The 25759-nt window shown below is 68.9% G+C and carries 27 protein-coding genes and 1 pseudogene; 11 read left to right on the top strand and 17 right to left on the bottom strand.

Annotated features, from left to right (window positions below; genetic code table 11):
* Positions 1-246: 246 nt before the first annotated feature.
* Together proP and ABII15_RS00715 are read left to right on the top strand one after the other, a co-directional pair.
* The gene (proP, locus tag ABII15_RS00720; protein ID WP_353940250.1) at positions 247-1710 is read left to right on the top strand and encodes a glycine betaine/L-proline transporter ProP; all 1464 of its coding nucleotides are present in this window, start codon (positions 247-249) and stop codon (positions 1708-1710) included.
* Between the two features lie 161 nt (positions 1711-1871).
* Positions 1872-2522: a LysE family translocator gene (locus ABII15_RS00715; RefSeq protein ID WP_353940249.1), complete on the top strand. Its 651-nt coding sequence runs from the start codon at positions 1872-1874 to the stop codon at positions 2520-2522.
* A 140-nt stretch (positions 2523-2662) separates the two neighbouring features.
* Here ABII15_RS00715 and ABII15_RS00710 read toward each other — a convergent pair whose 3' ends face one another.
* The 7 genes from ABII15_RS00710 to ABII15_RS00680 all read right to left on the bottom strand — a co-directional run bounded on the left by ABII15_RS00710 (position 2663) and on the right by ABII15_RS00680 (position 8913).
* The gene (locus ABII15_RS00710) at positions 2663-3325 is read right to left on the bottom strand and encodes an FCD domain-containing protein (RefSeq protein WP_353940248.1); all 663 of its coding nucleotides are present in this window, start codon (positions 3323-3325) and stop codon (positions 2663-2665) included.
* A gap of 507 nt (positions 3326-3832) precedes the next feature.
* Positions 3833-5848 carry an NACHT domain-containing protein gene (locus tag ABII15_RS00705; protein WP_353940247.1) on the bottom strand — a complete coding sequence of 672 codons (2016 nt, stop codon included), beginning with the start codon at positions 5846-5848 and terminating at the stop codon, positions 3833-3835.
* 114 nt (positions 5849-5962) lie between these two features.
* The gene (locus ABII15_RS00700) at positions 5963-6253 is read right to left on the bottom strand and encodes a DUF6510 family protein (protein ID WP_353940246.1); all 291 of its coding nucleotides are present in this window, start codon (positions 6251-6253) and stop codon (positions 5963-5965) included.
* 51 nt (positions 6254-6304) lie between these two features.
* Positions 6305-7027, bottom strand: coding sequence for a ferredoxin reductase (locus ABII15_RS00695; RefSeq protein ID WP_353940245.1), 723 nt, complete (start codon positions 7025-7027; stop codon positions 6305-6307).
* Positions 7027-7629 carry a sulfite oxidase-like oxidoreductase gene (locus tag ABII15_RS00690; protein WP_353940244.1) on the bottom strand — a complete coding sequence of 201 codons (603 nt, stop codon included), beginning with the start codon at positions 7627-7629 and terminating at the stop codon, positions 7027-7029. The genes ABII15_RS00695 and ABII15_RS00690 overlap by 1 nt, the downstream gene beginning before the upstream one ends.
* 5 nt (positions 7630-7634) lie before the next feature.
* The gene (locus tag ABII15_RS00685; RefSeq protein WP_353940243.1) at positions 7635-7799 is read right to left on the bottom strand and encodes a hypothetical protein; all 165 of its coding nucleotides are present in this window, start codon (positions 7797-7799) and stop codon (positions 7635-7637) included.
* A gap of 136 nt (positions 7800-7935) precedes the next feature.
* A complete protein-coding gene (locus ABII15_RS00680; RefSeq protein ID WP_353940242.1) occupies positions 7936-8913 on the bottom strand; it encodes an alpha/beta hydrolase in 978 nt (325 codons plus the stop codon).
* Positions 8914-9201: 288 nt separating this feature from the next.
* On the opposite strand from ABII15_RS00680, the gene ABII15_RS00675 reads away from it, so the two are divergent.
* Positions 9202-10698, top strand: a complete 1497-nt coding sequence (locus ABII15_RS00675) for an MFS transporter (protein WP_353940241.1) — start codon at positions 9202-9204, stop codon at positions 10696-10698.
* Positions 10699-10963: 265 nt separating this feature from the next.
* Complete coding sequence (locus ABII15_RS00670; protein ID WP_353940240.1) at positions 10964-11434, top strand: MarR family transcriptional regulator; 471 nt, start codon at positions 10964-10966, stop codon at positions 11432-11434.
* 69 nt (positions 11435-11503) lie between these two features.
* Here the strand turns inward: ABII15_RS00670 and ABII15_RS00665 are convergent, their stop codons facing one another.
* Together ABII15_RS00665 and ABII15_RS00660 are read right to left on the bottom strand one after the other, a co-directional pair.
* Positions 11504-13099 (bottom strand): cation acetate symporter, encoded by a 1596-nt coding sequence (locus ABII15_RS00665; protein WP_353940239.1) that lies wholly within the window; start codon positions 13097-13099, stop codon positions 11504-11506.
* Positions 13100-13397: 298 nt separating this feature from the next.
* Positions 13398-13700 (bottom strand): hypothetical protein, encoded by a 303-nt coding sequence (locus ABII15_RS00660; protein ID WP_353940238.1) that lies wholly within the window; start codon positions 13698-13700, stop codon positions 13398-13400.
* Between the two features lie 347 nt (positions 13701-14047).
* On the opposite strand from ABII15_RS00660, the gene ABII15_RS00655 reads away from it, so the two are divergent.
* The 3 genes from ABII15_RS00655 to ABII15_RS00645 are packed head-to-tail and all read left to right on the top strand — an operon-like array spanning position 14048 to position 15874.
* Positions 14048-14740, top strand: coding sequence for a DUF2470 domain-containing protein (locus ABII15_RS00655; protein ID WP_353940237.1), 693 nt, complete (start codon positions 14048-14050; stop codon positions 14738-14740).
* Between the two features lie 13 nt (positions 14741-14753).
* A complete protein-coding gene (locus tag ABII15_RS00650) occupies positions 14754-15692 on the top strand; it encodes a siderophore-interacting protein (protein ID WP_353940236.1) in 939 nt (312 codons plus the stop codon).
* Entirely contained in the window at positions 15617-15874 is a 258-nt protein-coding gene (locus tag ABII15_RS00645) for an alpha/beta hydrolase (RefSeq protein ID WP_353940235.1), read from the top strand. The genes ABII15_RS00650 and ABII15_RS00645 overlap by 76 nt, the downstream gene beginning before the upstream one ends.
* A gap of 87 nt (positions 15875-15961) precedes the next feature.
* Here the strand turns inward: ABII15_RS00645 and ABII15_RS00640 are convergent, their stop codons facing one another.
* The 4 genes from ABII15_RS00640 to ABII15_RS00625 form a co-directional block, all read right to left on the bottom strand.
* A complete protein-coding gene (locus ABII15_RS00640; RefSeq protein ID WP_353940234.1) occupies positions 15962-17236 on the bottom strand; it encodes an MFS transporter in 1275 nt (424 codons plus the stop codon).
* Positions 17237-17553: 317 nt separating this feature from the next.
* The gene (locus tag ABII15_RS00635; RefSeq protein ID WP_353940233.1) at positions 17554-17799 is read right to left on the bottom strand and encodes a hypothetical protein; all 246 of its coding nucleotides are present in this window, start codon (positions 17797-17799) and stop codon (positions 17554-17556) included.
* Between the two features lie 47 nt (positions 17800-17846).
* A complete protein-coding gene (locus ABII15_RS00630; protein WP_353940232.1) occupies positions 17847-18494 on the bottom strand; it encodes a hypothetical protein in 648 nt (215 codons plus the stop codon).
* 117 nt (positions 18495-18611) lie between these two features.
* Entirely contained in the window at positions 18612-18827 is a 216-nt protein-coding gene (locus ABII15_RS00625; protein ID WP_353940231.1) for a transposase family protein, read from the bottom strand.
* 666 nt (positions 18828-19493) lie between these two features.
* Here ABII15_RS00625 and ABII15_RS00620 point away from each other — a divergent pair.
* Positions 19494-20426 carry a hypothetical protein gene (locus ABII15_RS00620; RefSeq protein WP_353940230.1) on the top strand — a complete coding sequence of 311 codons (933 nt, stop codon included), beginning with the start codon at positions 19494-19496 and terminating at the stop codon, positions 20424-20426.
* 43 nt (positions 20427-20469) lie between these two features.
* Here the strand turns inward: ABII15_RS00620 and ABII15_RS00615 are convergent, their stop codons facing one another.
* Positions 20470-20904, bottom strand: coding sequence for a hypothetical protein (locus ABII15_RS00615; RefSeq protein ID WP_353940229.1), 435 nt, complete (start codon positions 20902-20904; stop codon positions 20470-20472).
* A gap of 124 nt (positions 20905-21028) precedes the next feature.
* Between ABII15_RS00615 and ABII15_RS00610 the strand changes: the two are divergent.
* Positions 21029-21385: pseudogene (locus ABII15_RS00610) on the top strand (chlorophyllase); the annotation flags it as partial.
* A gap of 236 nt (positions 21386-21621) precedes the next feature.
* On the opposite strand, the gene ABII15_RS00605 reads toward ABII15_RS00610, so the two are convergent.
* Positions 21622-22173 carry an AAA family ATPase gene (locus ABII15_RS00605; protein ID WP_353940228.1) on the bottom strand — a complete coding sequence of 184 codons (552 nt, stop codon included), beginning with the start codon at positions 22171-22173 and terminating at the stop codon, positions 21622-21624.
* A gap of 423 nt (positions 22174-22596) precedes the next feature.
* Positions 22597-23664 (bottom strand): pentapeptide repeat-containing protein, encoded by a 1068-nt coding sequence (locus ABII15_RS00600; protein ID WP_353946926.1) that lies wholly within the window; start codon positions 23662-23664, stop codon positions 22597-22599.
* 311 nt (positions 23665-23975) lie between these two features.
* On the opposite strand from ABII15_RS00600, the gene ABII15_RS00595 reads away from it, so the two are divergent.
* A complete protein-coding gene (locus ABII15_RS00595) occupies positions 23976-24347 on the top strand; it encodes a hypothetical protein (RefSeq protein WP_353940227.1) in 372 nt (123 codons plus the stop codon).
* A gap of 78 nt (positions 24348-24425) precedes the next feature.
* On the opposite strand, the gene ABII15_RS00590 is transcribed toward ABII15_RS00595, so the two are convergent.
* Entirely contained in the window at positions 24426-24743 is a 318-nt protein-coding gene (locus tag ABII15_RS00590) for a hypothetical protein (RefSeq protein ID WP_353940226.1), read from the bottom strand.
* A 94-nt stretch (positions 24744-24837) separates the two neighbouring features.
* Between ABII15_RS00590 and ABII15_RS00585 the strand changes: the two genes are divergently transcribed.
* Entirely contained in the window at positions 24838-25704 is an 867-nt protein-coding gene (locus ABII15_RS00585) for a LysR family transcriptional regulator (RefSeq protein WP_353940225.1), read from the top strand.
* Positions 25705-25759 lie beyond the last annotated feature (55 nt).

The following is a 25759-nucleotide window of genomic DNA, read 5'->3' as shown; positions in this document are numbered from 1 at the left end:
CCTGGCGGGTTCCGGGGCGTGGCATTCGAGTGTGTTGGGCGGTGGGGAACACGGGGGTGTGGTGTGCTGGAGCAACTGTCGGGCAGCCGTTCTCAGGATGCGCCGGGTGATCAGTTCGGCTGAGACTTTGCCCTGGCGAGCACAGAGTGGAAAAACTGGGAGAGGCGGCATCGGCGCGTGGCTCACACACCTTCTGACGGTCCGACCAATACAGGCCGCAAACGTATGCCGCAGTCGATCGCGGGGATGCCCCAGCATGTGCGGGAGGAGCTGGCCCGCAGGCTGCGGCGCACCAGGCGGGCCTACCGCGCCCAGGATGTGCAGGTCGTCGAGAAGCCGTTGCTGAAGCGGGCCGTGGGCGCGTCGGCGCTCGGCAATTGCATGGAGTGGTTCGATTTCGGTGTTTACAGTTATCTCGCCGCGACGATCGGCAAGGTGTTCTTCCCGGGCGCTTCTCCGGGAGCCCAGCTGATCTCGTCCTTCGCGACGTTTGCAGCCGCGTTCGTGGTGCGCCCGCTGGGCGGTCTGGTGTTCGGCCCGCTCGGCGACCGGGTCGGTCGGCAGAAGGTGCTGGCGACCACCATGATCATGATGGCGGCGGGCACGTTCTCGATCGGCCTCATCCCGAGCTACGCGACGATCGGCATCGCCGCCCCCATCCTGCTGCTCCTCGCTCGTATGGTCCAGGGCTTCTCGACCGGTGGCGAGTACGGCGGCGCGACGACCTTCGTGGCGGAGTACTCGCCGGACCGCCGTCGCGGGTTCCTTTCGAGCTGGCTCGACTTCGGCACGTTCGTCGGCTACGCCCTCGGCTCCGCCCTGGTCACCATGTTGAACGTGATCCTCACGGACGATCAGATGCTGTCCTGGGGCTGGCGTCTGCCGTTCCTGATCGCGGGACCTCTGGGTGTCATCGGCCTGTACATGCGGCTGAAGCTGGAGGAGTCGCCCGCTTTCCAGCAGCAGCTCGACGAGCACGAGAAGAACCTGGCCCAGGACTCGGTCGGCAGCGAGTTCAAGACGATCGTCCGCGACCACTGGCGTCCGCTGCTGATCTGCATGGGTCTGGTCCTGCTCTACAACGTCACGAACTACATGGTGACCGGCTATCTGCCGACCTATCAGACGGAGACCCTGGACCGGTCCAGTACGTCGGCGGACATCCTGGTCCTGATCGGGATGGTGTGGATCGTCATCCTCATCACCTTCCTCGGCCGTCTCAGCGACCACATCGGCCGCCGCCCGCTGTACGCGGGCGCGGCCGCCGCCATGATCGTCCTGGCCGTCCCGGCGTTCCTCCTCATCAAGGCCGAAGGCAACTGGCGACCCATCGTCGGTGTGCTGATCCTGTCCACGCTGCTCGCGTGCTTCGCCGCCCCCAGCGCCGCCACCCTGCCCGCCCTCTTCCCCACCGCGGTCCGTTACGCGGCCATGGGCATCGGCTTCAACTTCGCCGTGGCCGCGTTCGGAGGCACCACCCCGCTGGTGACAGAGGCCCTGGTGAACGCCACCGGCGACAAGCTGGTGCCCGCCTACTACCTCATGGCAGCCGGCGTCATCGGCCTGATCACCGTCAAGTTCCTCCCCGAGAGCGCGCAACTGCCCCTCAACGGCTCCCAGCCCATGGTCGGCTCGACGGAGGAACAGAAAGAACTCATCGACACCTCCCAGGACCTGTACCGGTACGCCAAGGAACACTCTCCGAGCTGACCCCTGCGACGACACGTAGTCGTAGTCCGTTGCTTGGTGCCCGGGGGAGACGGGTTCGTGACGGTCCTGAGCAGACGGTCGCAGACCTCGCCGGGCACAGCAGCGTGCGGACCGGGCAGTGTTCTTCCCTGACGAATCCACCGTCGGTTATCGTCCGCCCTGTGCCCGTGAACCTGAGCCTGGTCGCCGGTTTCCTGACTCTGTCGGCAGTGCTGTCGATGATTCCAGGGCCGTCCGTGCTGCTCGAAACCAGCCGTGCCATCACCGTGGGACGTCGGTCTGCGATGTGGATCGTGCTGGGGAACGCCCTGGGCGGTCTCGTCCTCCTGGCGCTCGTGCTCGCCGGCCTCGGAGCGATCGTCGCGGCATCGGCCAAACTCTTCATGGCCGTCAAGGTCGTTGGTGCGTGCTACCTGTTCTGGCTGGGCGTCAGCGCGCTGCGCTCGGCCCGGTCCAACCCCTTCTCCTTGAATGAGTCGTCCGCAGCCGGTGTCCCGGGGAAAACGTCGCGGGCGCGATCGGTACGGCAGGGCTTTCTCGTCGGTGTCGCCAACCCGAAGAGCATCGTGTCGCTCATGGCGGTCCTGCCCCAGTTCGTCGACCACTCGCGCGGAGGCCTCGTTCTTCAGATGCTGGTCATCGGCCTCGCCGGGGGAGTGGTCCAAGCACTCATCGAAACCGTATGGGTCTGTGCCGCCGGATCCATGCGGACCTGGTTCCTGGGGAGAACACGCCGTATTCAGCTGATGAAGGCCGGCGGCGGAGTGGCCATGATCGCCTTCGCCGGCAGGCTCGCCGTCGAAAGCCCGTAGAGCCACCTGAGCCGTGTCACCCTCTGAACGGGGATCAGCGACGACCCGGCGGTGTCCGGTTACTGGCCGTGCGGCAGGATCCCCGCCCGCCCTGGCCGGTGAACCGGTGATGTGGAGGCGTCCGGTGGCGGCGCTTTTGTTCAGAGCTCCGCGATGGGTTCCTCCGACTGGAGACTGGTGTTGTGTTCGCGGATCAGGCGCAGTGCCGCCTCGCGGTCGCGGCGTTCGAGCGCGTCGACCAGATCGCGGTGGAGCTCGTGCCGGTGCGCGATGTAGTGGTCAAGCGGTTCCTCGCTGGCCGGCAGCACCGCCAGCGTGTGCGACTCCACCAGATCCAGCAGGCTCGAGTACAGGGAGCTGAGCAGCGCGTTCGGGCTGATCGCGGCGATGGCCGCGTGCAGCCGCCAGTTCGCGTGGATGAACGCCACGGGATCCGCCGTGCCCACGGCCGCCTCCATGGCCGCGATGTGGTCCTTGAGGCCGGAGATGTCGGCGGGCGAGGCGTGCCACAGTGCGTCCTCGATCAGCAGAGGGTCCAGGGCGTCACGGATCCGTACGGCGTCGGCGACGTCGCTCTGCTGAGCGTCCAGGGCGAGGACGGAGTTCCCGAGCCGGACCATCGGTGACTGCTCGGCGCTGAACAGGCCGCCGCCCGGCCCCGGCTTGACGGTGACCAGCCCCCGGGACTGCAGCAGGCGCAGCGCCTCGTTGAAGGTCCCCACCGAGACCCCGCACCGGGCCCGCAACTCCTCCTTGGTCCCCAGCCGCGCCCCGGGCTCCACCGCGGCGACCAGCTCCGCCACCTGCTCGGCCGCGCCCTCGGCCCGGCCCGCCGAAGCGGTCCGGGCGACGCCACCGGCCTTCCACGGCGTACCCGGGTCCGTGGGGAGCGCCTCCGTGAGGAGGGCGAGCGCCGCCTCGGGCGCGGCGCCCCGGCGAGTTCCACGACACGGACATAGGTACCGACCCGCTCCAGCGCCTCGCGCACCTGCCGCGCCAGACGGCTCTTGCCGACTCCGCCGATTCCGACGAGCGTCAGCAGCCGCACCTCGGGGTTGTCCAGAAGACGTACCACCGCGCCGACGTCGTCCCCACAACCACCAGCACCGTTCATGTCACCCGGTCCGCTCACAGGCCCCCCGTCACCAGAGGCCCCAAGGCTCCGAGTACACACCCTCACCCGTCAAGGCCCAGTGACGATGATGACGGATCAAGGGCGCGTAGGCGGCCCGACGTGCCCCCACCCCGGTCGATGCCGACAGCCTTCGTGCTCACATGCCGGCCGGTGCAGTTCTGGATCTGAGGTCGGTTCAAAGATGCGTCGGGACGGAAGGGGGCGGGGCGGAGTGGGCCGCAAGCCATCGCTGGAGTTCACGGTGGCGGTATTGGTACGCGGGGCCGCTGTACCGGAGCAGGCCGGCGGAAGCGGCCCAGTCGAGAAAGCGCGCCAGCCGAAAGGGAAGCCGTCGGAAGGAGCAGAGAAGGAAGACGAGATATCTGCGGGTCGCGGGCGTCCCATTGGTCCAGAAGGTGCTGAAGGCGATCCAGATGCCGATGGCGACTCCATAGGACGTCCCGTAGGCCAAGCCGATCGCACTTCCGAAGGTGACCCCGGTGACTGTCGCGTAGGCAACGGCGTACAGGATCTCGCCACGCAGGACCCCGCGAGGAGTCGCGGCTCGGGACGGTTCGCCGGTGATGGCAGCGATGACTCCGAGGAACAGGCCGAAGGTCACACCGAGCCCCAGCGCGATGGGTCCGCCGAACAACAGCCCGACAAGAAGACCGATGCACGGCGCTGTTGTGATGTACAGGAGCTTCATGACCGTCAGGTGCCAGTCCAGGTGCTGCGCCGCGGGTTGAGCGTGTGTGAACAAGGTCCCGAGACTCGTTACCAGTGAGAATATGCCGATGATCAGCGCGAGGAGTCCCGGCCGGGGTGTTGTCCAGGCAAGAGGAAGCGGCAAGAGCGTGATGGTGGCGTTCAGGAGCGCCTCTGCCCTCAGTACCCGGGTCCGCCCGACGAACGGCCAGAGTCGGAGCAGGCTGATATCGGTGGCTTCGTCTCCTGCTTGTCCGGACGGGCCTTCCGTCGACAGGTGGACGGCCAGGTGGTGCAACCAGAGATGGACGTCTCGGGGGGAATAGCGCTGGGCACCGCGGGCGACCGCCGTGGTGGCAGGGAGATAGCGGGCGAGGAGATGCTCTTCCAGAGCGGACGCGTCGGTGAAGGCCAGGAGTTCGTCGGGGCCGCCGGCCCGGTGGTACACGGTGGCGACGAGACAGAGCCGCCATGGCGTGGACAGCATGGTGGTCAGCGCGCTGGTGGGACGGGTGGCCAGGTGGTCGAGCAGGGGCTGCCAACGCGGCAGGTCGAGGGCGCGATCGGCGAGATATGTCCGGGCGTGGGTGATGCCGACGGGCGCGATGGTGACCCGAGCGGCGTCCAGGAGACGGGTACCGGCGGTGAGAGCGTTGTAGTGGTCGAGACGGCTGGTCAGGATGAACGGGCCGCCGTGACGCCCCTGCTGGTAGGCGTTGAGCGCTTCCAGGACCGCGCCGGCGCGTGGCGCGTGCGGATCCGGAGCGCCCGTGGGAAGCAGCGGGTCCATTTCGTCCAAGCCGTCGAGTACGGGGATGACCCGCCCGTGCTCGACGAGTGAGGCCGCCATGCGCGGCGGCCAGTCATAGGCATCGACGAGACGCTGCGCCATCAGGTCTGACAGCGATTGCCGGTCGGTGTCCCACAGAGTCAGCGGAACACGTACGGGAACCGGGTCATCGTCCTTGCGGTCCTCGAGGAGCGCGAGCAGCAGTTCCAGAGCCAGGACGGTCTTGCCGGCTCCGGCCTCGCCGGTGATCGCCAGTCGCTTGGGGCGGGTGGTGCGGTAGTACTCCAGGACGTCCGGAACGGCCGTCGGCCCCTGGGCCTCGGCGAACACCTGCCCGGTGACGGGCGCTTCGGCGACTCGGCTGCCGTCCGGTTCCAGGACGTAGCGGAGATTGATGCGTCGTGTGTCGTCGCCGAGCAGTTGCCGCCACACCCGGCTCTCGCCGTCCTGCACCTGCCGCGCCAGCGTGATCGCCCAACCGCGGGCCTGTTCGCCGTCGTTGCCCGCAACGGGTTTGCGCAGCGCCACCACCGCGGCCACCAGACCGGCCGCGCCGAGAGGCAGGCTGAGCAGACCGGCGGTGTCCCCGGGTTCCAGACCGCCGTGCGCGATCTGTCGCACCGCATAGGCAGCGCTCGCCGCGACGATCGTGCCGCATAGGACAGCGATGATGACCCATCTGCGCCGCTGCCGACGCCCCCCGAGTTCGAGCATTCTTGGATCGTGACGACACCCGGGGCGACGGACGGACGTTTTGCCGCTCTTGTGATCTCTTCGTGTCTGGGATCCGGCGGCCCCGGAGAGTCTGTCAGGCCACAGTCCGTACCCTCAGCCCCCGGCCGCCGGAAGCGTGAAACGGAACGCCCCCTGACCCGTGCCGAGTTGGAGCCACAGGTGGCCGGGCTGCTGGACCGCTCGCAGGGCGAGTTGTGAGCATCCGGGACAGCGTGCGGTCAGGCCCGGTTCGGGTCCGTAGACGTGCAGTTCGCCCACCGTCGCCTGCATCCGGCAGGCGGGGCAGACGCGCAACGCGGTGGTGGGGTCGAGGGCGAAGACCGGCGCGAGCGGCCCGGCGAGGGCGTTGCCGTCGAGGCGGAAGGCAGCGGGGTCGTGAGGCACGGCGTTCTCCACATTCTCCGAGGAATGGATGGTGGACGGTGGCAGGGAAGGTCAGCCGAAGCGTTCGGTGCGGATCAGCTCCCGTGGATGCCCGGCGGTCTGGAGCAGATCGGCGACGTGCTCGACGAAGCCCGTGGGACCGCACACGTAGCAGCGCGCCGAGCCGGGCTCCGGCAGCCCCGCCAGGTCCTGTGCCCCGACCCGCCCGGTTGTCCGGGGATCGCCGGGCGGTGCCTGACGGGTGTAGATGAGACGGATCTCTTCGGCGGGGCCCGGGTCGGCGAGCTCCCGCGCGTACCAGACCTCATCGGGACTGCGCGCGGAGTAGAGAAGGGTGCACGGCTCGGCGCTGCCGGCGGCGCGGCGGGCCCGCAGCATCGCCATGAGGGGAACGATGCCGCAGCCTCCCGCGAAAAGCAGCAGCGGGCCCGCGTCCCGAGGTGTCCAGATGAACCAGCCGCCCAGAGGACCCTGGATCTCGACCTCGGCACCGATGGGCAGTACGTCGGCCAGATAAGGGGACACTTCGCCGTCCGGTGCCGCCTGCACCCCCAGTTCGACGGTGTCGCCCTCGGCGGGCGCGGCGAGCGAGTAGCTGCGTACCGCCTGATAGCCGTCGTCGGCCGTGAGCCGCACGTCGACATGCTGCCCGGCCAGGTGCCCGGGCCAGTCCGGGACGGTGAAGCGCAGGGTACGTCCGGTGGAGATCTGCGGTTCGCGGGACAGGAGTCTGGCGGTCCGCCATGCGGACGCTCCGCTCGGCGGGGACGGCATCAGGCGTCGTTCCAGTGGCGCTGTTCGCGCCACGGGTCGCCGTAGTTGTGGTAGCCGGCCGTCTCCCAGAACCCCGGTTCGTCCTGCACCGTCAGGCGAAGACCTTTGATCCACTTCGCCGATTTCCAGAAGTACAGGTGCGGGACGACCAGCCTCGCCGGTCCGCCGTGGTCGGGGGCGAGCGGATAGCCGTCGAAGGAGTGGGCCAGCCACGCCTTGCCGTCCGTGACGTCCTCCAGCGGCAGGTTCGTCGTGTAACCGTCGAACGACTCGGCGACCACGAAGTCCGCGGCCGTCTCGGCCTCCTCCAGGAGGACGTCGAGGGAGACACCCTGCCAGCGCGTGTCGAACTTCGACCACCGGGTGACGCAATGGATGTCGGCGACCGGGCGTTCCTGGGGGAGTGCCATCATCTCCTCCCACGTCCAGGAACGCCGTGAGCCCGTCTCGGTCGTCAGCGTGAAGGCCCAGTGGTCGGTCGTGACGCGCGGGGTGGGGCCGATCGACAGGACCGGGAAGGACTCCGTGGGGTACTGGCCCGGAGGCAGCCGGTCGACGAGGGCGCGACCGCGACCGTGGAAACCCGGAGACAGTCCGCTCACGGTCCTCACTCCTCTCGTTCGAACTCGGCCTCGGTCCGCTCGTCGTCGAGGTCGGACTGCGCGTGGTCGTACAGGTCGTGGACGAACTCCCGGGCCTTGTCCGCGGAGATGTCGGGGCCGAGCGAGATCAGGCGCTTCGTCCACGCGCCGTGCGGGTCGTCGTCGGTCATGGTGGCTCCCTCGTGACGAGGTGTACGGGGTGTACGAGTGGGGGGGAAGGAGATCCGGTGGGAGAGACCGCCGGGAGTGCCGGAGCAGGCCGGCCGGAACCGCGTACGGCACCGGCCGGCCTGCGAAGGGCGCCGCTCAGCTGTCGTGGAGCGCGGTCTTCAGCGCGTCGATCGCGAGGTGGCGGGCGACGTTGGCGGCGCGGGTGTCGCGCAGGCTGTCCAGGAGCAGGAAGTCGTGGACCATGCCGGCGACCCGCACGGACGTGACGTCGACACCGGCCTCGCGGAGCTTGTTGGCGTACTGCTCGCCCTCGTCGCGCAGTACGTCCGCCTCGTCGGTGATCACCAGCGTGGTCGGCAGCCCCTTGAGCTGGTCGAGGCTCGACCGGAGCGGCGACGCGTAGTGCTGCTCCCGCTCCTTGGGATCGGTGGTGTAGGCGTCCCAGAACCACTTCATGCCGTCGCGCGTGAGGTAGTAGCCCTCGGCGAACTGCAGATACGAGGGGGTGTCGAAGTCCGCGTTCGTCACCGGGTACAGCAGCACCTGCGCCTTCAGGTCGATGCCGTTGTCGCGCTCCTTGTTCATCAGCGCGAACACCGCCGACATGCAGCCGCCGACGGACTCGCCGGTCACCGCCACGCGGGAGGTGTCCAGACCGTGGTCGGCGCCGTTCTTCAGGACCCACTGGCCCACGGCGTAGTTCTGCTCCACCTGCGTCGGGTACTTCGCCTCGGGCGCCCGGTCGTAGACGGGGAACACCCCGGCCGCGTTCGCCCCGACGACCAGTTCCCTGAAGAGACGGTCGTGGGTCTTGTCGTCACCGAACACCCACCCCGCACCGTGGATGTACACGACGACGGGCAGCGGGCCGGTGGCTCCCTTGGGCTTGATGATGCGCGTGCGGACCGTGCCCCACTCGCCCGCGTCGACGTCCACCCACTCCTCGTCGACCTCGGGCCGAGCCACGCCCTCGCCGCTCTGCAGGCCCGCGAGGATGTCACGGCCCTGCTCCGGCGGAACCTCGTAGATCCGCGGGTGGGGGTCGGTCGCCTCGGCGAGCTCACGGGCCGCGGGCTCCAGGTACGGGGTGATGGGGTCAGGAAGATTCGACATGCGCACACGCCTCCAGAGTTGCGAGAGGGAGGGGAAGTGGGGAGGGGCCCGGCCGATGGACCGCTTGCGCCGCGGATCCTCGTACGGCCGAATGCGAAGCCCTCTCACCATGCTTTTCCGAACCGCTTCCCGTCGCAACTCGTCGCTACGTTCCGTGTCCTTGTACGGGGACGGAGGGCGGCTGCGCGTCCGGTCCCCGCGCATCGAGCGGGGTGTGGTTGACATGTGCGGAGCGCCGGTTACTCTCGATATTGCTAAGAATATTGGTAATCAATGAACTGAGGTAAGATGAGTGCCGATCCGGCCCCCGTGCCGTACCGATGGCGATGGCTGATCCTGGTGGTGATGATCGTCGCGGAGGTCATGGATCTCCTGGACGCGTCGATCGTGAACGTCGCGGGTCCCGCGCTGGAGAAATCCCTCGGCGCCAGTTCCGCCGGCCTGCAGTGGGTCATCGGTGGCTACGCGCTCACGCTGGGGGCCGGCCTGGTCCTGGGCGGCCGGCTCGGTGACCGCTACGGGCGGCGCCGGATGTTCCTGACCGGTCTGGCGGCCTTCACACTGAGCTCGTTGCTGTGCGCGCTGGCGCCCGACATCGAGTCGCTGATCGTCTTCCGGCTCCTCCAGGGCGCCGCGGGGGCGATGCTGCTGCCACAGGGACTGGGCCTGCTGCGCGAGAACTTCTCCGGGCCCGAACTCACCAAGGTCTTCGCGGTCTTCGGTCCCGTGCTCGGCCTGGGCGGCATCGTCGGCCCGGTTCTGGGCGGCTTCCTCATCGAGGGCGACATCCTCGGCCTCGGGTGGCGCTCGGTGTTCCTGGTCAACCTGCCCATCGGGCTCGCGGCCCTGGCCGTCGCGGCGAAGTTCGTCCCGAAGAAGCCGGGCGACCGCACCGTGCGGGTCGACGTCGTCGGCGCGGCCTTGGTCGTGGCGTCCTGCGCGCTGCTGGTGCTGCCGCTGAACCAGGGCCAGGAGGACGGCTGGCCGCTGTGGACCTGGCTGTGCTTCGCCGCGTCCATCATCGGGTTCGGCCTGTTCGCCTGGCAGCAGCGCCGTGCCGCCGTGGCGGGTCGCGATCCGCTGGTGACCCCGGGTCTGCTGCGCAAGCCCGCCTTCACCGTCGGGCTCGGCGGGATCGCCCTGTTCTTCGGCGGGCTGGTCGGTACGCAGCTCGTGCTCACGCTGTTCCTGCAGATCGGCCAGCACTTCAGCGCCGGGGACGCGGGCCTGGGCAACCTGCCGCTCGCGGTGGGCACGGCGATCGGCGGCGCGGTCAGTGGCGCGTTCCTCGCCGACAGGATCGGCCGCAAGGTCCTCCAGGTCGGACCGGTGATCCAGCTCGCCGGTGCGGCGCTGCTCTGGCTCGAACTCGACGGCCTGAGCGCCGGATCGTTCTCCATCTGGGACATCGCCCCGGGGGTGGCGGTGGCCGGTGTCGGAGCGGGGATGGTGATCGCGGCCCTGTTCAGCTTCATCCTCGCCGCGGTCGACGACGACGAGATCGGCTCCGCCTCCGGCGTCCTGTCCGCGGTGCAGGCCATCGGCGGCTCCATCGGTGTGGCGATCTTCGGCTCGGTGTTCTTCGCGCAGGCCAAGACCGGCGACTTCACCTCCGGCTTCCACCGTGCGCTGATCGTCCAGTCGTGCCTGCTGGTGGCGTTCCTGGCCATCACCCTCCTGCTGCCGAAGAAGGCCCGCCCCGAGGAGGAACAGCACGGCATCACCCCCTCGGCTACGGACGGCGGTTCAGCCGGATCCGGTGCGAAGGAGAACGTCACTGCCTGACCTCTGGTCCGGTACCGGACCAGCGTGCGTGCGGCTCAGGTGAGGGAGGGACCAGAGGGGGCGTTGTGACGGCCCGGAGCAGCCGGGCTGATGTCCGTACTCTCCGCCTGCGCCTGCGAGGGCTGCCCGGCTCCGAGTGGCCGGGCAGCCGTACCGCTCCCTCGTCCCACCCGCCGACACCTCCGCCCTGCTCTCCTCCATCCTGGAGATGTCACGCATCATGGGTTGCCGACGCCTTCAGTGATCCAGGAGCAGCTTCCACGCCATGACTGCCAACCAGCCCACCGACTCCCAGCCCGCGGCCCCGGCGGAGGGTGCCATCCGCGACCGGCTGCGGAACCTCACGCGCCGTCAGCAGCGGTTCGAGCGCTACCTGGGCCGGCAGATGCACGTCGATCCCGCCGGGCTCGCGGTGATGGACCGCCTCGTCAGCGCCGGACCGGCGACTCCGAGCGAACTGGCACGCGAACTCAGTACGTCGACGGCGGCGATGACGCTGGTCATCGACCGTCTGGCGGACGGCGGACACGTGAGCCGGCAGCCGCACCCCAGCGACCGGCGCAAGGTGCTCGTGACACCGGCGGAGCACTGGGAGGAGGCCGCGTTCGAACACGTCGAGCCCCTCGTCGTGGGTATCGGCGAGATCGCCGAGTCCCTGACGGCCCAGGAGCAGGCCACGGTGGCGGCGTTCCTCGAACGGGCGGTGGCCGCGTACGACCGGGCGACCAAGGCGTAGACGGCCCGATGCGCGACGGCCTTCCGGAGCCACGGCGAATCCAGCGGTCCGGCAGGCCGACGACCACAACTACGGCCGTGCGCCCCTGCCGTGGCTCACTGTCATCCGGTCCGGCCAGACGTGCTGACGCGCCGCGCCGGAGCGGGTGCGGCCCCCGAGTCCGAGCAGGAAGCCGACGGGAATGGTGATCAGCCCGGGGGTCTGGAGCGGGAACCAGTGGAGGTCGTGGTCGGGGAAGACCGCGATCGGCGTGCCCGTGGCGGCCGGGGAACCGGCCAGCAGCAGCACGATGAGGGGGACGGTCCCGTAGACGGTCCGGCGCACACCGGTGGCGGAGTACCCCGGCAGGAAGAGCGCGTACAGCAGGACCGGGGCGAGCACCGAGGCCGCGACCGTGAACGACAGCGAGATCAAGGTCAGCCTGCCGCGGTCGGCGAGGACGGCCGAGAGGACGACGGCGACGGCGCCCACGACAACGATGGCCAGGCGTGCCCGCCTGATCTCCCTGGCGGCCGATGAGGTCTTGGCGCCGTGGGCGGATCGTTCTCCGAGGTCGCGAGTGAGGCTGGAGGCGGCGGCGAGCGTGATGCCCGCGACCGCCGCGAGGGTGGTGGCGAACACGGCGCACGCGACGACGGCGAAGAGCATGCTGTGCCGCGCACCCCCGGCGACGGGGTCGAGAGCGCCCGTCACCATGAGGAGGGCGGTCGCTCCTCCGGGGTCGGCGGCCCGAACCGCGTCCCGGCCGATCAGCGCGCAGGCCCCGAGTCCGGCCACGACCACCCCGGCACACACGACCGCGACGGGGCCGACGGCCCAGCCCACGGCGCGCCGCGCGGTACGGGCGTCCCTGAGCGGGTGCAGCCGCATGGTGAGGTGCGGCAGGCAGGCGGCGCCGATCACCAGGGTGGTCTGGAAACTGATCAGGTCGAGGCGGCCGGCGGCGGAGGAGCCGAAGTGCAGGCCCGGCCGCAGGTAACCGGCGCCTGCTCCTGAGCGGTCGCGGGCGGCGTCGAAGAGGGCCGGGAGCGACCAGCCGTACCGGGCGAGGACGATTCCCGCGAGGAGCGACAGCGCGGTGAGCACCACGCCGACCTTGAGGATCTGTACGTAGCCGACGCCGCGCATGCCGCCGAACGCGGCGTAGGCGATCATGAGGGCGCCGCCCGCCACCGTGCATCCGGTCAGCGCGCCGTCGGGGAGCCCGAACATGGCGGCCAGGATGCGTCCGGCGGTGGTGAGCTGCACCAGGAGGAGCGGGGCGAGGACGAGGAGGCTCGCGACGCCCAGCGCCCTGCGCAACGACGGATCGTCGAGCCGGTCGGCGAGGAAGTCGCCCAGGGTGAACACACCGGCGCGGCGCAGGGGTTCGCCCAGGATCCGCATGACCAGGAACAGCGACAGAACCGTGGCACCGGCGAAGAGCATGCCGTCGGCGCCGTCGAGGGCGACCGCCCCCGTGGTGCTGAGCAGGGTGGCCGCGGAGATGTAGTCACCTGCGATGGCCAGTCCTCCGCCGACCGGGCCGAAGGCCGCGCTGCCTCCCGCGTAGAAGTGCTCGGGGTCGTCCAGGTCGGCCGCCGCGAGCCCGCACAGCAGCAGCGACACGGCGACGAAGCCGAGGAAGACCACGACGGCGAACGACTGTCCGTCGCCGCCGGTCACGGTCGGCGCTCCCGTGCGACCGGTCCCAGACGCCGGGTGAGGGCGATTTGGGCGAAGGACGAAGGCAGAGGTGGACCCGGAGTCGGAGCCGGGGTCCGAGTCGGACGAGATGCGGGAGAAGGCATGCCGGGGATGGCATCAGCCGTCACGGCGGCGCGTACAGGAGTGGAGGCGTTCCGGGGGAGCCCGCACAGGCAGGCCGAACCCTTCCTGTGCTGTGGCACAGGAAGGCTGAGATCCTCAGGTCCGGCCTCTCCGGGTCGGGGAGGCCGGACCGCTCAGTTCGGTCGGCGCCGAGTCACCGGCGCATGGTGTCCGTGTCTTCGCGGCTGCCGCTCTTGGCCAGTCCGCGGCTGATCACATAGCCGATGGTGAGCAGGGTGACGTACAGCCATGCCCGGTCGGCGGGGAAACGGTCCACTCCGTTCGCGCCGTTGCCGACGGCCCAGGAGGCGATGAGCACGGCGACCACCGACGCGACGTAGGCGAAGAACTCGGAGGTCCTGAACGAGGGTTTCGTCTCCGACGAAATACGAGGTGCCGTGTGCGTGTCCCGGATCGGGCCGGATTCCGAGTACCCGGGGGACGAAGCTGCGGTCATCGTGTGTCTTCTTCCTGGATCGAGATGCCTGACGACATCTCTGTGGGCGGGCGCGTACCCGAGGCCGGGACGTCGGAACGCGCCGGCGCGTACCCCCTTTCGCGTTTCGCGCTCCTTGGCCATCCGGCAGGGAGGCCACAGTGAGGACTGCGCCAGGCAGAGCCGTATCGTGCGGCCCCGGTGGTCCCGGGGGTCGGTGGGGCTGTGTGCCAGCGCGCATTCCGGCCGGAACCGTGCGCTTGTCCCGTGGTCGCCCTTCGATGCGGGGAAGCTGATCGGCGCGCCCCGGGGTGTCCACGTCGCATACGAGTAAGTAAGGTGAGCCTTACCTAATCTGAGGAGTGGAGATGGTCTACCCAGTGACGCCTCCGGAGCCCACCACCGCCGAAATCGCCCGGACGATCCTGGCCGCCGCCGATTCCCTGACGCTGAGCGTGCCCGGCAGCGGCCTCCGGTACGAGTGCGTGGCGCTGCACACCGTCGACGCGGCGTCCCGCCTCCTGTTGCTCGACCCCGCGGACCCCGGCCTCACCGCCGAACTCGCCGGCGCTCCCGGCTCCGGGCTCGCGGCCTACGCGGAGTTCACCGACATCGCGCCGGTCGTCGTACGGGACCGGGTCCGCGCCCGCCTCGCGCTCAGCGGCCGCCTCACCCCGGCCGGGCCCGACACCCTCGTCCTCCGGCCCGCGCGGGCCGCCGTCTCCGTGGACGACACCGTGCGTACCCTGGACGCCGCGACGCTCGGCGCGGCGACTCCCGACCCGCTGGCGGCACGCGAGGCGGAACTCCTCGGCCACCTCGACACGGGCCACGCCGACATCCTCGTCCAACTCGTCGACCTGGTACGGAAGGGCGACCTGACCGGCATCGACCGGATCCGCGCCGTCCGCCTCGACCGCAAGGGGCTCGTGCTGCGCCTGGAAGCGGCCGGCGGGGCGTTCGACGACGTACGCCTCGGCTTCCTGACGGAGGCGCAGGGCCCCCACGACGTGGGCCTGCGCATCCAGGAGCTGCTCGACCCCGCCACCGCCCGCCACTGAAGAGGAACCGGCCATGCCACGGGGAAACCTCACGACCACCCGGACCAAGCCCGAGACACAGGGCCCGCTGCGGCTCCACGTCCCGCGACGCGAGCGGATCTCGCCCCACTTCATGCGAGTCACCCTGGGCGGAGGCGACATCGAACGCTTCCGGCCGATGGGCTACGACCAGTGGTTCCGCCCTTTCCTCCCGGCCCCCGAGGGCACGGAGACCTCGCTCGACCGGGTGCCCCAGCGACTGACCGCCGTCAGCTACCTCAAACTCCTCGCCGCGCCCAAGGGGGCCCGGCCCGTCCTGCGCAACTACACGGTGCGCGCCCACCGCCCGCACGGGCCCGAAGGCCCGGAGCTGGACGTCGACTTCGTGCTGCACGGACACAAGGAGGGCGCGGCCCCCGGACCCGCCGCGACGTGGGCCGAGCACTGCTCCGCCGGGGACACCGTCGTCCTGGTCGACGAAGGCATCGGCTTCCACGCGCCGGACGGAGTGCGCCAAGTGGTGCTCGCCGCCGACGAATCGGGGCTGCCCGCCCTCGCCGGAGTGCTGGCCTCGCTGCCCGCGGACACCACCGGCACGGCCTTCGTCGAGGTACCGACGCCCGAGGACCGGCAGAAGCTGACCGCGCCGAGCGGCGTGGCAGGCGTCTCCGGGACCGACGTGCCCAGCTTCTTCCGCGGCGCCGACCTCGAGGGCTGGCAGCAGATGGTGGCGAACTCCGGGAACCTCCGCAGCGCCGAAGCCGTCGGCGAGCCCGCGGCGACGTTCGCCGTGCTGCCGGAGAAGGCCGATGCCGACACCCCCGCCCCGACGGCCGAGTTCGTCGACTACTACAAGACGCCCGTGGCAGGTACCCGCGCTCCACGGGGGACCTGGTCGTGCGCAGCGCGGACCTCCTCGACCAGTTCGACTCCTTCGCCGGCGTCGCCAAGATCGCGCCTCGCCCGCTGCTGATGATCGCCGGAACCGAGGCGGTGACCCGCGGATTCTCCGAGAAGGCCGTCGCCGACAGCCCCGGCAACGCCGAGCTGTTCCTCGTCGAGGGCGCCACCCACGTCGATCTGTACGACCGCGACCAGTACGTGACTCCTGCCGCCGCCAAGCTGACCGAGTTCTTCAGCAAGCACCTCGCCTGAGCGGACAAGTGTGAGCTCGTCCGTGACGGCTCCCCGGCACATGAGCCGGGATCACACACCACACACGATCCACTGTCGCTACACGGTCTAGCGGTCGAGTTCCCGGTGCGCGCTCTCCGGCAGCCGCAGGTAGACCGCGGACGACACGAGGCACAGCACGGCGACGTACCAGGGGAACAGGCCGCTGTGGCCGATCTCCTTGAACCAGGTGCCCATGTACGGTGCCGTGCCGCCGAACAGCGCCACCGTCAGCGAGTAGGGGAACCCGATCCCGGCCGCTCGTACCCGGGCCGGGAACACCTCCGCGTTCACCGCCGCCGAGATCGACGTGAAGCCGGTGAGCAGCACCATGCCCGCGCACTGCGTCAGCAGCAGCGAACCGAACGACCCCGTCAGCGTGTGCAGCAACGGCACGCTCAGCAGCGCGAACCCGAGCCCGAAGAACAGCAGCAGCGGCTTGCGGCCGAAGCGGTCGGAGAGCAGCCCGCCCACCGGCTGCAGCAGCGCGAAGAACGCCAGCGAGATCGTGCCGGCGAGCAGCGCCTGCGACTTGTCGATGTCCGTGTTCAGCTCCGCGTACGTCGGCAGGTACGACGTCCACGTGTAGTACGCGAGCGTGCCGCCCGCCGTGATGCCGCAGATCAGGAGCGACTCGCGCGGGTGGTGGCGCAGCGCGTCGAACAGGCCGGGCCGCTCGTGGCGCTCGGTGCGGGTCTCCTGCGCGCCCTGCCGGATCCAGAACCCGACGAGGCTGAGCAGCGCCCCCGCCAGGAACGGCACCCGCCAGCCCCAGCCGTCCATCTGCCCCTCTGCGAGAACGCTCACCAGCAGCGCGGCGATGCCCGACGCGATCAACTGGCCGATCGATGTGGACACGTACTGGAAGGACGAGAACAGCCCGCGCCGGCCGGGGCCCGCCGATTCCACGAGGAAGGTCGTCGACGCGGCGAACTCCCCGCCCACGGAGAGGCCTTGGAGCAGCCGGGCCAGCACCAGAACGACCGGCGCGAGGACGCCTGCGGCCGCGTACGTCGGGGTGATGCCGACCAGCAGACTGCTGCCGCCCATGAGCAGGATGGTCACCGTGAGGGCGGCCCGCCGCCCGCGCCGGTCCGCTACCGCGCCCATCAGCAGCCCGCCGACGGGCCGCATGAAGAACCCGACGGCGAAGACGGCGAACGTCGACAGAAGCGGGACGAGCGAGTTGTCGGCGCTCTTTGGAAACACCTGGTCGGCGATGTAGGTCGCAAGGAAGGTGTACGCGTACCAGTCGTACCACTCGACGGCGTTGCCGACGGAGGCGGCGAGCAGCTGACGTAGCGGGTGAGCAGGGCGGGTGGAGGCCGTGATCGTCTGTGTCATGATCCTGACCCTTTCCCAAGGGATTCCCTGCTCACGCAAGGGTTGACGGAGTTGTCATCTTGCCGTCGACCAAGCAGGACCGCTGCGGCCTACGGACGCTGCCGTTTGGTGCGGCCGAACATCAGAACCACAATCACGGGCGCCACCTCCAACTTGAAGGCGCAGGTCAAGGAGCTGGTGTGACGGTCGTTGGGGGTGCTCCTGCTGGTCAGGGGCGGCAGTCTGTGCAGTAGATCATCCGTCACCCTGCACCCCAGCGTGACGGATGATCGGGTGCTATAGAGCGGGTGCAGTCAAGGGCTGGAGGTCTTGGTGCGTCAGCCGCGTTGGTATCTGGCTGCCATGGTGTGGAATACCTTCTTGGGCTCCCATCGCTTCTCGTCGAGCATCCTGACGACGCCGTAGGAGCCGAGGTCCTGCTCTCCGGGTCTGCTGTAACCGGCGAAGGTGAACCAGAGCGCGGTGTCCACGCCTTCGTCCTCGAAGATGTCCAGCAATTCGGTCAGGTAGCGCGCCTGCTCGTCTTCGTCCGGGACCGCGCCGTGCGGCACCTGCCAGGCCATGCCACCACGTTCTCCCGCGCCCTGGTACGCGCAGGTTCCGTACTCGGTCACCGCGACGGGCTTGCCGTGGGCGAGGTGTCCACGCAACTCGTCACGGAAGCTGGCGGTGTTGTAGGCGGCTCGGTAGGCATCAATGCCGATGAGGTCGAACGCACCCCAGTCGACGAACTCCCAGGGAGCCGATGCGTAGTGACCTGCCCGCCGAAGTACGTACGGACGGTCGCGGCGATCTGGGAGAGGAGGTCGTTGAGGCGTTCTTGCACCGGTCCGAGGGAGGACCACCACTCCATGTCGGCGGCAGCCATGGCCCGCATACGGTCGCCGTAGGTGTCGCCAGGGAGGAAGCCGCCGCAGAACGCGCTGATCTCGCAGCCAGCGACGAACACCACGTCGGCGTCAGCCTCCCGTACGGCTTCGGCCCGAGCGGCGCAGTCGGCGAAGTACGGGAGCAACTGGTCGCGGGGAAGGTCCACGGGAAAGGGGGCGAACCAGACCTCAAGGCCGGCTTCCACAGCGTGTCTTGCGGCGATGCTCAACCGTTCAGGCTCTCGTCCCGAGATACGAACGGCGTCACAGTGGAGATCTCCGGAGATCACCGCCATGTCGTGCCGGACCGTCTCAGGGGTGAAGCTCTTGCGGGAGAGTTCTTCCCCTGGGAGGAACCCTGTGTCGTAGTTGATGTCCCGTGCACGCACGTCCGTGTCCCTTCACTGCCGTTACCGTGTTCGAGCAAGTCAAAGCCGTGCTCGGGGTTCTTGGCCAGGGGCCGGCTACCAAAGGTGATGTCGCCGGGAACCCCATGAGGTGTTGCCTCAGCGGTTGACTTCCAGGTTCGTCAGAACGAGCAGTGCACGCCGGAGGTGGGTGGCGCGGGCGGGATTGGTACGGAGCTTGGTCAGGATCCGCCAGTTCTTGAGGTGGGCGAAGCCGTGCTCGACCGGTGCGCGCCCGACGGCGAGGACACGGTTGGCTTCCTTCTGGCCCGGGGTGAGCTTGTGGGTGCGGGTGGCGGCGAAGCCGAAGGGCACATGGTCCGCGCTCCACGGAGCCGGCTGGTCAGTTGGGAAAGGGTGCGGTTCCTCTTCAGGGAGGCAGCCGGTAGCTCGGTGCTGATCTCAATGTGCTCGGATGGGCCCACTTCGGCAGTGGGCGACGAGGGCGCATCGTCGCTGTACGCGGGGGTGGTGCGCCGAGGTTGGGGTGGTGATCGTGCCCAAGTGGCTGCAGGGAATGGGGATACGGTGCTGCCATGCTGCTGTCACCTGACGATGAACTTTGAGACCGAAATGACCTGGTCGCCTTTCCGCGTGATCTCCATCGAGACTTCCAACAGCGAGGTCACGAGGGAGAGAATCCGACACTCGACCACTTCCTGGAAGCCCTGGCCGCGTGGATTGAGGGATCAGAGAGCTGGTACCGGCACGTCGGCAAAGAACTGCCGGCCGCAGGCGACTGGACCTTCTTTGCCCGAGCTTTTACGGCAGCAACCATCTACGAAGGGTGTAGCTCTCTTCCGGGGACGGCCCGGATGGTTTGAGCTGGGAGATCGTGGTTGTGGGTGATGGCGGCGTGGTCGGGTCTCTAGCGTGTGTGTGGACGAGGCGACGCTGATGCGGTCGTTGATCGGGGAGTTGGAGGCGCGGGAGGCGACGGCCAGGGCATCGCGGCGCGACGTACAGGGGAGCTGACACGGCATGAGAACGAAGAGCGCGGCGGCGTTGGCGGTAGCGGTGCTGATGCTCGGCGCAGCCGTCGGCGGCTGCGCCGAGCAATCGGACAAAGGACCGTCCGGCAGCAGCGCGAAGCACACGAAGTCCCACCGCGAAGCCGAGGACAAGCCTGATTCACGGGTCGTCGAGGACGACGACGACCACACCGTCCTCGAACTGTCCGACGGCCGGCAGGTGTCCCTCCGCTTCACCCGCCGCGGCCTGGAGGCACGGCATCGCGACGCCTCTGACGACGCCTGGTCCGCCCGGAAGGAGGTCTATGAGACCGGCACCAAACCGTGCCACGGCATCAGGGCAAAGGCGTACCGGGACACCGTGTGGCTCACGGCCGGCTTCGGCACGTACTGCAGGGACGGCGAAGAACCGCAGGAGGTGATCGCGGCCGTCGCCACCGGGGACCTCTCCTCCTGGACCACCAGCACGACCAAACACTCCCTCGTCTGGCCGAAGGCTCGCATCCGCGACGGTGGCGCCCGAGTGGACTTCGTCCGTCGCAGCTGGCTGATGACCACCACGCTGACCTGGCGCAAAGGCTCCGGATTCGCCGGAGTGGCCACGGAGTACAAGCCCATCCACCCCTGGTTCGTGGGCCGGTGGCGAGCCACGGACGGCAGCCAGCAGCTGACCTTCCACCAGGTCGAGCCGGGCAGATTCGCACGCGTGGTCATCGAGTCCCTCACCGGCCCGCGATGCAAGGGCAGCGCCATTGTCACCGGCATCGACCAGTACGACCTGTCCATGAGCAACTTCAAGCTCGATCAGGGCACCAGGACCGTCAACTGCCCGCCGGAGGAACTCAAGTACTCCTTCGACGTGAAGTCCTCGGACGGCCCGCTGCGCCTACGCAAGATCGGCAACCACCCGAAGACCGTCCTTACCTATGAGCGGGCGGGCTGACGTACGACTGCGCACGAGGACTGGTGGCCTCTGGAGGGCTCGCTCACGCCCTGGGGATGAAGTCCGGGTTGATGCCGAGAGAGGCGGTCGCTTCGCGTACCGCACGGTCGAAGCGGCGGATCTCCGCCACCAGGTCGTCCCAGGGCACCGGGGCGGTCCAGAGGTCCTGTTCGAGGACCGTCCCGACCCTCCAGCCGTCATCGGAGCGGACGATGCGGATGACCCCACGCTCTGCCCAGTCCATCGAGTCGAGCTCGAAGTTGCCCCGGTGCTCCTCCGGGATTTGTAGCCAATGCGCCAGCTCATAAGCCAGCTCGGCAACCTGGAAGAGCTCCTCCGACCACAGTGTCCGGCCGTCCTCCTCGATGGAGAGGTCCGCCTCGATGTCCAGTAGCAGGGCTTCGACCGGGGCGTTGCTCGGCGTGTAGCCGCGCTTGGGCAGGTCCTGGGCACCGATGTTGCGAAAGACGAGCCGCATGAAAGTGGCCTCCAGATAGTTCGGGGCCTACTTCGGGTCGAGGGCTACCGAGGGCTACCGAGGGCAGATGACCGTATCAAGGCTCTCGGGGCTGACCACGTGGCTGGCCGATGCTCGCTCCCGGCCGTGGCTGCGGGACCAGGACTTCTCTCACATCACCGCCCCCGGACTGGTCGTGGCCGGAGACAAGGACGACCTCCCGCTCTCCACCCGCGGCCCGGCCTGGATGAGCGATCCCTACACCCTCAGTGGCGGCAACAAGAGTCTGCTCACCATCTTCGGTGGTGAGCAATTCCTCGGTGGCATCTCCGGCTACCAGGTGACAGAGACCACCGAAGAAAACCCGGAGCGGGTCGCTCTCGTCCAGCAGGTCATCCTCGCCTATCTGCGGCACGTCACCGGCGTCGACGGTGCCGACTGGGAGACGGCCCGCAGCGTCCTCGCCGACGGCCATCCCCTGGGACGGCTGGAGTCCAAGTGACCCGCGCAGGCCCAGGCCAGTTGTCCAGGCCGGTCGGGGCGGCGAGACTGGTCCTGTCGCGCTGGCGGATCTCCCTCATGCCGAGCGGATCCGCGAGACCTTCCGGCCGACTGGGCTGACCATCCGAACCTGGTCGAGGACGGACTCGGTATGCAGATACTTGCTCCCTTGGTCCAGCTGGAGTCTCTGTCTCCGCCCCGACCAGGCTGGTTGCCCGCTTACGGCCTGAACGACATTCAGAGGTACCGTGCGCGAAGACGGGTGAAGGCGGTGGGCGTTGGCCGGTCTGGCAGGAACCTCTTGATCAACTCGGCGCATTCACGCGGGTCGGCCGTGCTGGTGTCGCATTCGACGTCGTAATCACCATGCGCATGGACCAGGTCGTACTGCAGCGCCGCCAGACCCGACGGACGATCGCCACGCGCCGCTTCTCTACGGACCAGTTCGTCCAGTGAGCAACGGACACCGACGAACAACACATTCTCCGGGGGCAGCACGGTCAGGCAGTCGATCAGCCGCCACGGCTCGCTGAGTACATGATCGACGATGACATCGTTGCCCACCGCGGCCATGGCCGCGATCGAGCGGTGGAAGCCCAACCTCGTCCGGCGCAGAGCGTGGTCGAGGTCGTCCTGCGCGAGGTCCCGCTTCGTACGCATGGCGTTGAAGCTGTCGACCGCCAAATGGAAGAAGACGCCGTGGTCCAGGATGTCGAGCAACTCCCTGGCGATGCTCGACTTTCCCGAACTGGACGTTCCGTTGAGGAAGATGATCCGACCAGCCGTCATGCGGTCATGGTCACATGGCCTCCTCAGCTTCAGGCGAGGCGGCGCCACCTGTGGACCGGCCGAGGCTTGTTCGGCCCCTGCCCACGTCGAGGCCCGAGCAGCAGCCCTCAACAACGCAGCAACACGCCGCTGTACCAAGCCAAGACGGGGGCCGCGCGCACCAGCGAGGGCTCGCCAGAATGCCGCCGCTATGGTCAGAAGCTCGAGTCGGGCCCACAGCAACACACCGCAACCCCGGACACGAACGTAACCGTGCATCAGACCCGTGCTTCAGTGATGGCTTCGGCCTTGACGCCGCGATCAGCGCGCCGCTGTGACCTCCGATGTCAGGTCAGGCTGCCGCGTGCAGCGGCGAGAAACTCCGACTTGAACGGTTCCAGTCGCTCGGCCAGGCTCCCCGTTGGTCATCACTGGGCCGTTCGGTCAGGGCATGGATTGCAGCGGCGGGTGCTGCGTCGTTATCCCCGGCGGCTGGAGCAGAGGCGGGGGTTCGGGGCCGGGTTCCTCGGTGACGACGACTTCGGCGGCCGACAGGTCGAAGCCGACGGGCCAGCGGGTGCGCTCGCTGACGAGGGCGCCGGTCAGACGCGCCTGGGCCAGGTCGGCCGTTCTGAGGTCTGTGCCGCGCAAGTCGGCCAGGCGTAGGTCGGCAGCGCGGAAGACAGCGCCGCCCGCGTCGGCCTTGCGCAGGTTCGCCTCGCGAAGGTCGGCCTCGGTGAAGTCCGCTTCGCGCAGGTCTGTTTCGACAAGCCGTGCGCCGCGCAGATCGGCCAGGGCACACCGGGTCCGGTGCAGGATCGCTGTCTTGAGATCGGCGTGCCGCAGGTTGACCGAGACGAGGGAGGCCTGGGTCAGGTTGGCGTGGTAGAGACCCGCCGCCTCCATGCAGGAGCGGTCGAGGTTGACCTCGGGCAGCCACAGCCCGTCGCAGTCGGCCCGGCGCAAGTCGGTGGCGCTGAGATTGACCCAGGACTGCTCCCGACGCTGGCACAGCACGCCGAGGCCGGTCAGCGCCACCTGGGCGTCGGCGACACGGGCCTCCAGCGGGGCGACATCGTTGATGTGCACGTCCGCAGCCGGCGTCTCCGCCCCGGTGGGCGGCCAGGGCAGGTGCGTGCGCAGATACGCGGCCTGGATGGAGATGACGGCCTCACGGTCACGGGCCGATTGCTCCGCGACTCGCCAGAGCGCGTGCAGCCCGCCGATACGTGTTTCCAGCTTGTCGCTGCCAAGCTGATCGACCGCTCGGCTGAACCGGTCCGTGACATAGCCCTCCTGGGTGGCGCGCAAGCCATCCTGGCTGACCCGCACTTGCCGCCAGGTGGCGTACGCGCCGAAGAGCACGACCGAGCCACCGACCACCTGTAGAAGAGTCGTCCGGACATCGTTCACGGCCTTCAGCCGATCTTGCGAGGCGACGGCGGCCCCGGCGAGATCGTGGTCGACCACCATGCCTGGCAGAACGGCGAACACGGTTCCCAGAACGGCCAGTCCCACCGCTCCAGCCAGCAGCGCAGCGATTCCACGACGCAGGGCCAGCCGCGCAAGCCACGACCGCCGACCGTGGTTCGGTTCCCCCATCCCCATGGGCACGAGAGCCTAGGCGCCCGTGCGGAGACGATCAAGATGCGCTGCTGGCGGGTGCGAGGCGCACTGATCTGGCGCTCCGCCAGCTGTCTCGATACTCGACGTCGACCTGACGCCGCCGCGTCGCGTGGCGGAGACCGGGCCGGAATTACGGCCCGGCGGGGCGAGGGTGATCATGGGGTGAGGGTCACCGGAACGTAGAACAGGGAAATCTCATGACTTTGCAGGAAGGCCAGCGGGTCAAGCTGGCTGCCGATCTCCGTCTGACCGACCCGATCGAGGTGTCCGGGGCGGTCATTGGCATCCTCTCTCTCGCCGCCGGCATCGAGGGAACCGTGGAGGAAGTCGTCGAGCACGTCCGAGAGGAAGCCGACGTCCGCGAGTACGAACGGCTGAAGTCGCTGCTCGACTCCTACGGTGACGGCATGCCCCCAGAAAGCAAGAGGCAGCTGGAGCAGAAGATCGGCGCGCTGCATCCGGCGTGGATCGCGTTCCAGGAACAGGGACCGCTGGTGACGGTGCAGGTCCGCTTCGACAACGGTCTCATCCTGGGCGCGTCACCGCAGGACCTCTACGTCCCCGTATGAGATCGGTGGCGAGAAGAGGCGCGTCCTGCTGGACAGGCAGAGAGCCCGGAGCTGCGTCCGTGGCGACTCGGTGCCGAGTCAGGTGAGGGGCTCGTGGTTCACCCAGATCGCCTTGTACGGGCGGCGGGCCTGCCAGCTGGAGATGAACTCGCCGACGCTGGGAAGGCTGAAGGAGTCGTTGAGGGTGTCGAGGTCGGCCACGCCGAACTGGACCACGGCGGAAGCGACAGCCACCGGGGCGTGGTCATCGGCGGGGACGCGCAGGTGGTGGCGGGCGGTGAAGGACTGGAAGGCGCCGGTGCCCACGGTCAGCTCCTCCAGCCCTTTCAGGAACTCGTCGAGCTCGCCGGAGGGAATCAGTTCATCGAAGGCGACGATCATCGTGTGGTGAATCATGCATCCATTGAACTGGTCGTTCTTCGTGAAGTCCAAGAACGATTGATTCTCGATCCATTCCTCCAAGGAATGTATGGGGACGTATTCTGGCGGCATGGCCGAGCTGGAGACCCGCGAGCTGGAGTACTTCGCCGCCCTCGCCGAAGAGCTGCATTTCGGCCGGGCGGCACAGCGGCTGGGGATCGCCCAGCCCGCCCTGTCCAAGGCGGTACGGAGGATGGAGGACCGGCTCGGGGTGACGCTGGTCGAGCGCTCCAGTCGGCACGTCGCCCTGACCCCCGCCGGACAGGTATTGCAGTACCACGGCCGGCATGCGCTGCTCGCCGTCGGCGCGGCGATCGAGAAGACCCGCCGAGCAGGCGGACGGGAGACCCAGCTGCGCCTGGTGATCAAGCCCGGCGGAGACGCGAACCTGCTCTCCGGCATCCTGGCCGCCTACGCGCGCCGGCCCGACGCCCGTCAGGTGGACATCGTGTTCGGCGGGGCCACCGACCGCGCCGACCACGTGCGCGACGGCCGGGCGGACGTGGCTCTGTTGTACGTGCCGTTCGACGACCTGACCGGGCTGGACCACGAGACCCTGATGATCGAAGGCCGGGTGGCCGTCCTGCCGCCGGACCACCGCCTCGCCGGCCGCAGCGAGGTGACCCTCGCCGACCTGGCCCACGAGACGCTGCCCCGCTGGAAGGGCATCCACGGCAGCGGATTGCCCGGTGTCGAGCCCGTCCCCGGGATCGGCCCCGAGGTCGCCGACGGCGCCGAGCTGACACAAATGGTGCTGCTGGGACGAGCAGTCGCGGTACTGCCGCGTTCGCTGACCCGGCCACCGCACCCGGGGCTCGTGCACGTCCCGGTGGCCGACGCGCCGGGTAGCGCGCTGGTCCTCGCCTGGAGCCAGGAGGACCGGCGGCGACTGGTCGCAGATTTCGTCGCCTCGGCAGTGGAGGCGACGCAGGGCTGAATCCGCACCGCTGCTGTTCCGGCGATTCGTCGCGGCCCGGAATGGAAACCCTTGG

Source organism: Streptomyces sp. HUAS MG91 (assembly GCF_040529335.1).
Lineage (GTDB): Bacteria > Actinomycetota > Actinomycetes > Streptomycetales > Streptomycetaceae > Streptomyces > Streptomyces tabacisoli.
This window is presented reverse-complemented; position numbering and strand designations above follow the sequence as displayed.

Coding starts and splice junctions, on each gene's coding strand:
- ABII15_RS00685 (WP_353940243.1), bottom strand. CDS start 7,799: ATGACCGACGACGACCCGCACGGCGCGTGGACGAAGCGCCTGATCTCG.
- ABII15_RS00660 (WP_353940238.1), bottom strand. CDS start 13,700: ATGACCGCAGCTTCGTCCCCCGGGTACTCGGAATCCGGCCCGATCCGG.
- ABII15_RS00695 (WP_353940245.1), bottom strand. CDS start 7,027: ATGCCGTCCCCGCCGAGCGGAGCGTCCGCATGGCGGACCGCCAGACTC.
- ABII15_RS00680 (WP_353940242.1), bottom strand. CDS start 8,913: ATGTCGAATCTTCCTGACCCCATCACCCCGTACCTGGAGCCCGCGGCC.
- ABII15_RS00640 (WP_353940234.1), bottom strand. CDS start 17,236: ATGACACAGACGATCACGGCCTCCACCCGCCCTGCTCACCCGCTACGT.
- ABII15_RS00670 (WP_353940240.1), top strand. CDS start 10,964: ATGACTGCCAACCAGCCCACCGACTCCCAGCCCGCGGCCCCGGCGGAG.
- proP (WP_353940250.1), top strand. CDS start 247: ATGCCCCAGCATGTGCGGGAGGAGCTGGCCCGCAGGCTGCGGCGCACC.
- ABII15_RS00585 (WP_353940225.1), top strand. CDS start 24,838: ATGGCCGAGCTGGAGACCCGCGAGCTGGAGTACTTCGCCGCCCTCGCC.
- ABII15_RS00650 (WP_353940236.1), top strand. CDS start 14,754: ATGCCACGGGGAAACCTCACGACCACCCGGACCAAGCCCGAGACACAG.
- ABII15_RS00595 (WP_353940227.1), top strand. CDS start 23,976: ATGACTTTGCAGGAAGGCCAGCGGGTCAAGCTGGCTGCCGATCTCCGT.
- ABII15_RS00615 (WP_353940229.1), bottom strand. CDS start 20,904: ATGCGGCTCGTCTTTCGCAACATCGGTGCCCAGGACCTGCCCAAGCGC.
- ABII15_RS00605 (WP_353940228.1), bottom strand. CDS start 22,173: ATGACGGCTGGTCGGATCATCTTCCTCAACGGAACGTCCAGTTCGGGA.
- ABII15_RS00590 (WP_353940226.1), bottom strand. CDS start 24,743: ATGATTCACCACACGATGATCGTCGCCTTCGATGAACTGATTCCCTCC.
- ABII15_RS00675 (WP_353940241.1), top strand. CDS start 9,202: ATGAGTGCCGATCCGGCCCCCGTGCCGTACCGATGGCGATGGCTGATC.
- ABII15_RS00655 (WP_353940237.1), top strand. CDS start 14,048: ATGGTCTACCCAGTGACGCCTCCGGAGCCCACCACCGCCGAAATCGCC.
- ABII15_RS00635 (WP_353940233.1), bottom strand. CDS start 17,799: ATGGCCTGGCAGGTGCCGCACGGCGCGGTCCCGGACGAAGACGAGCAG.
- ABII15_RS00620 (WP_353940230.1), top strand. CDS start 19,494: ATGAGAACGAAGAGCGCGGCGGCGTTGGCGGTAGCGGTGCTGATGCTC.
- ABII15_RS00705 (WP_353940247.1), bottom strand. CDS start 5,848: ATGCTCGAACTCGGGGGGCGTCGGCAGCGGCGCAGATGGGTCATCATC.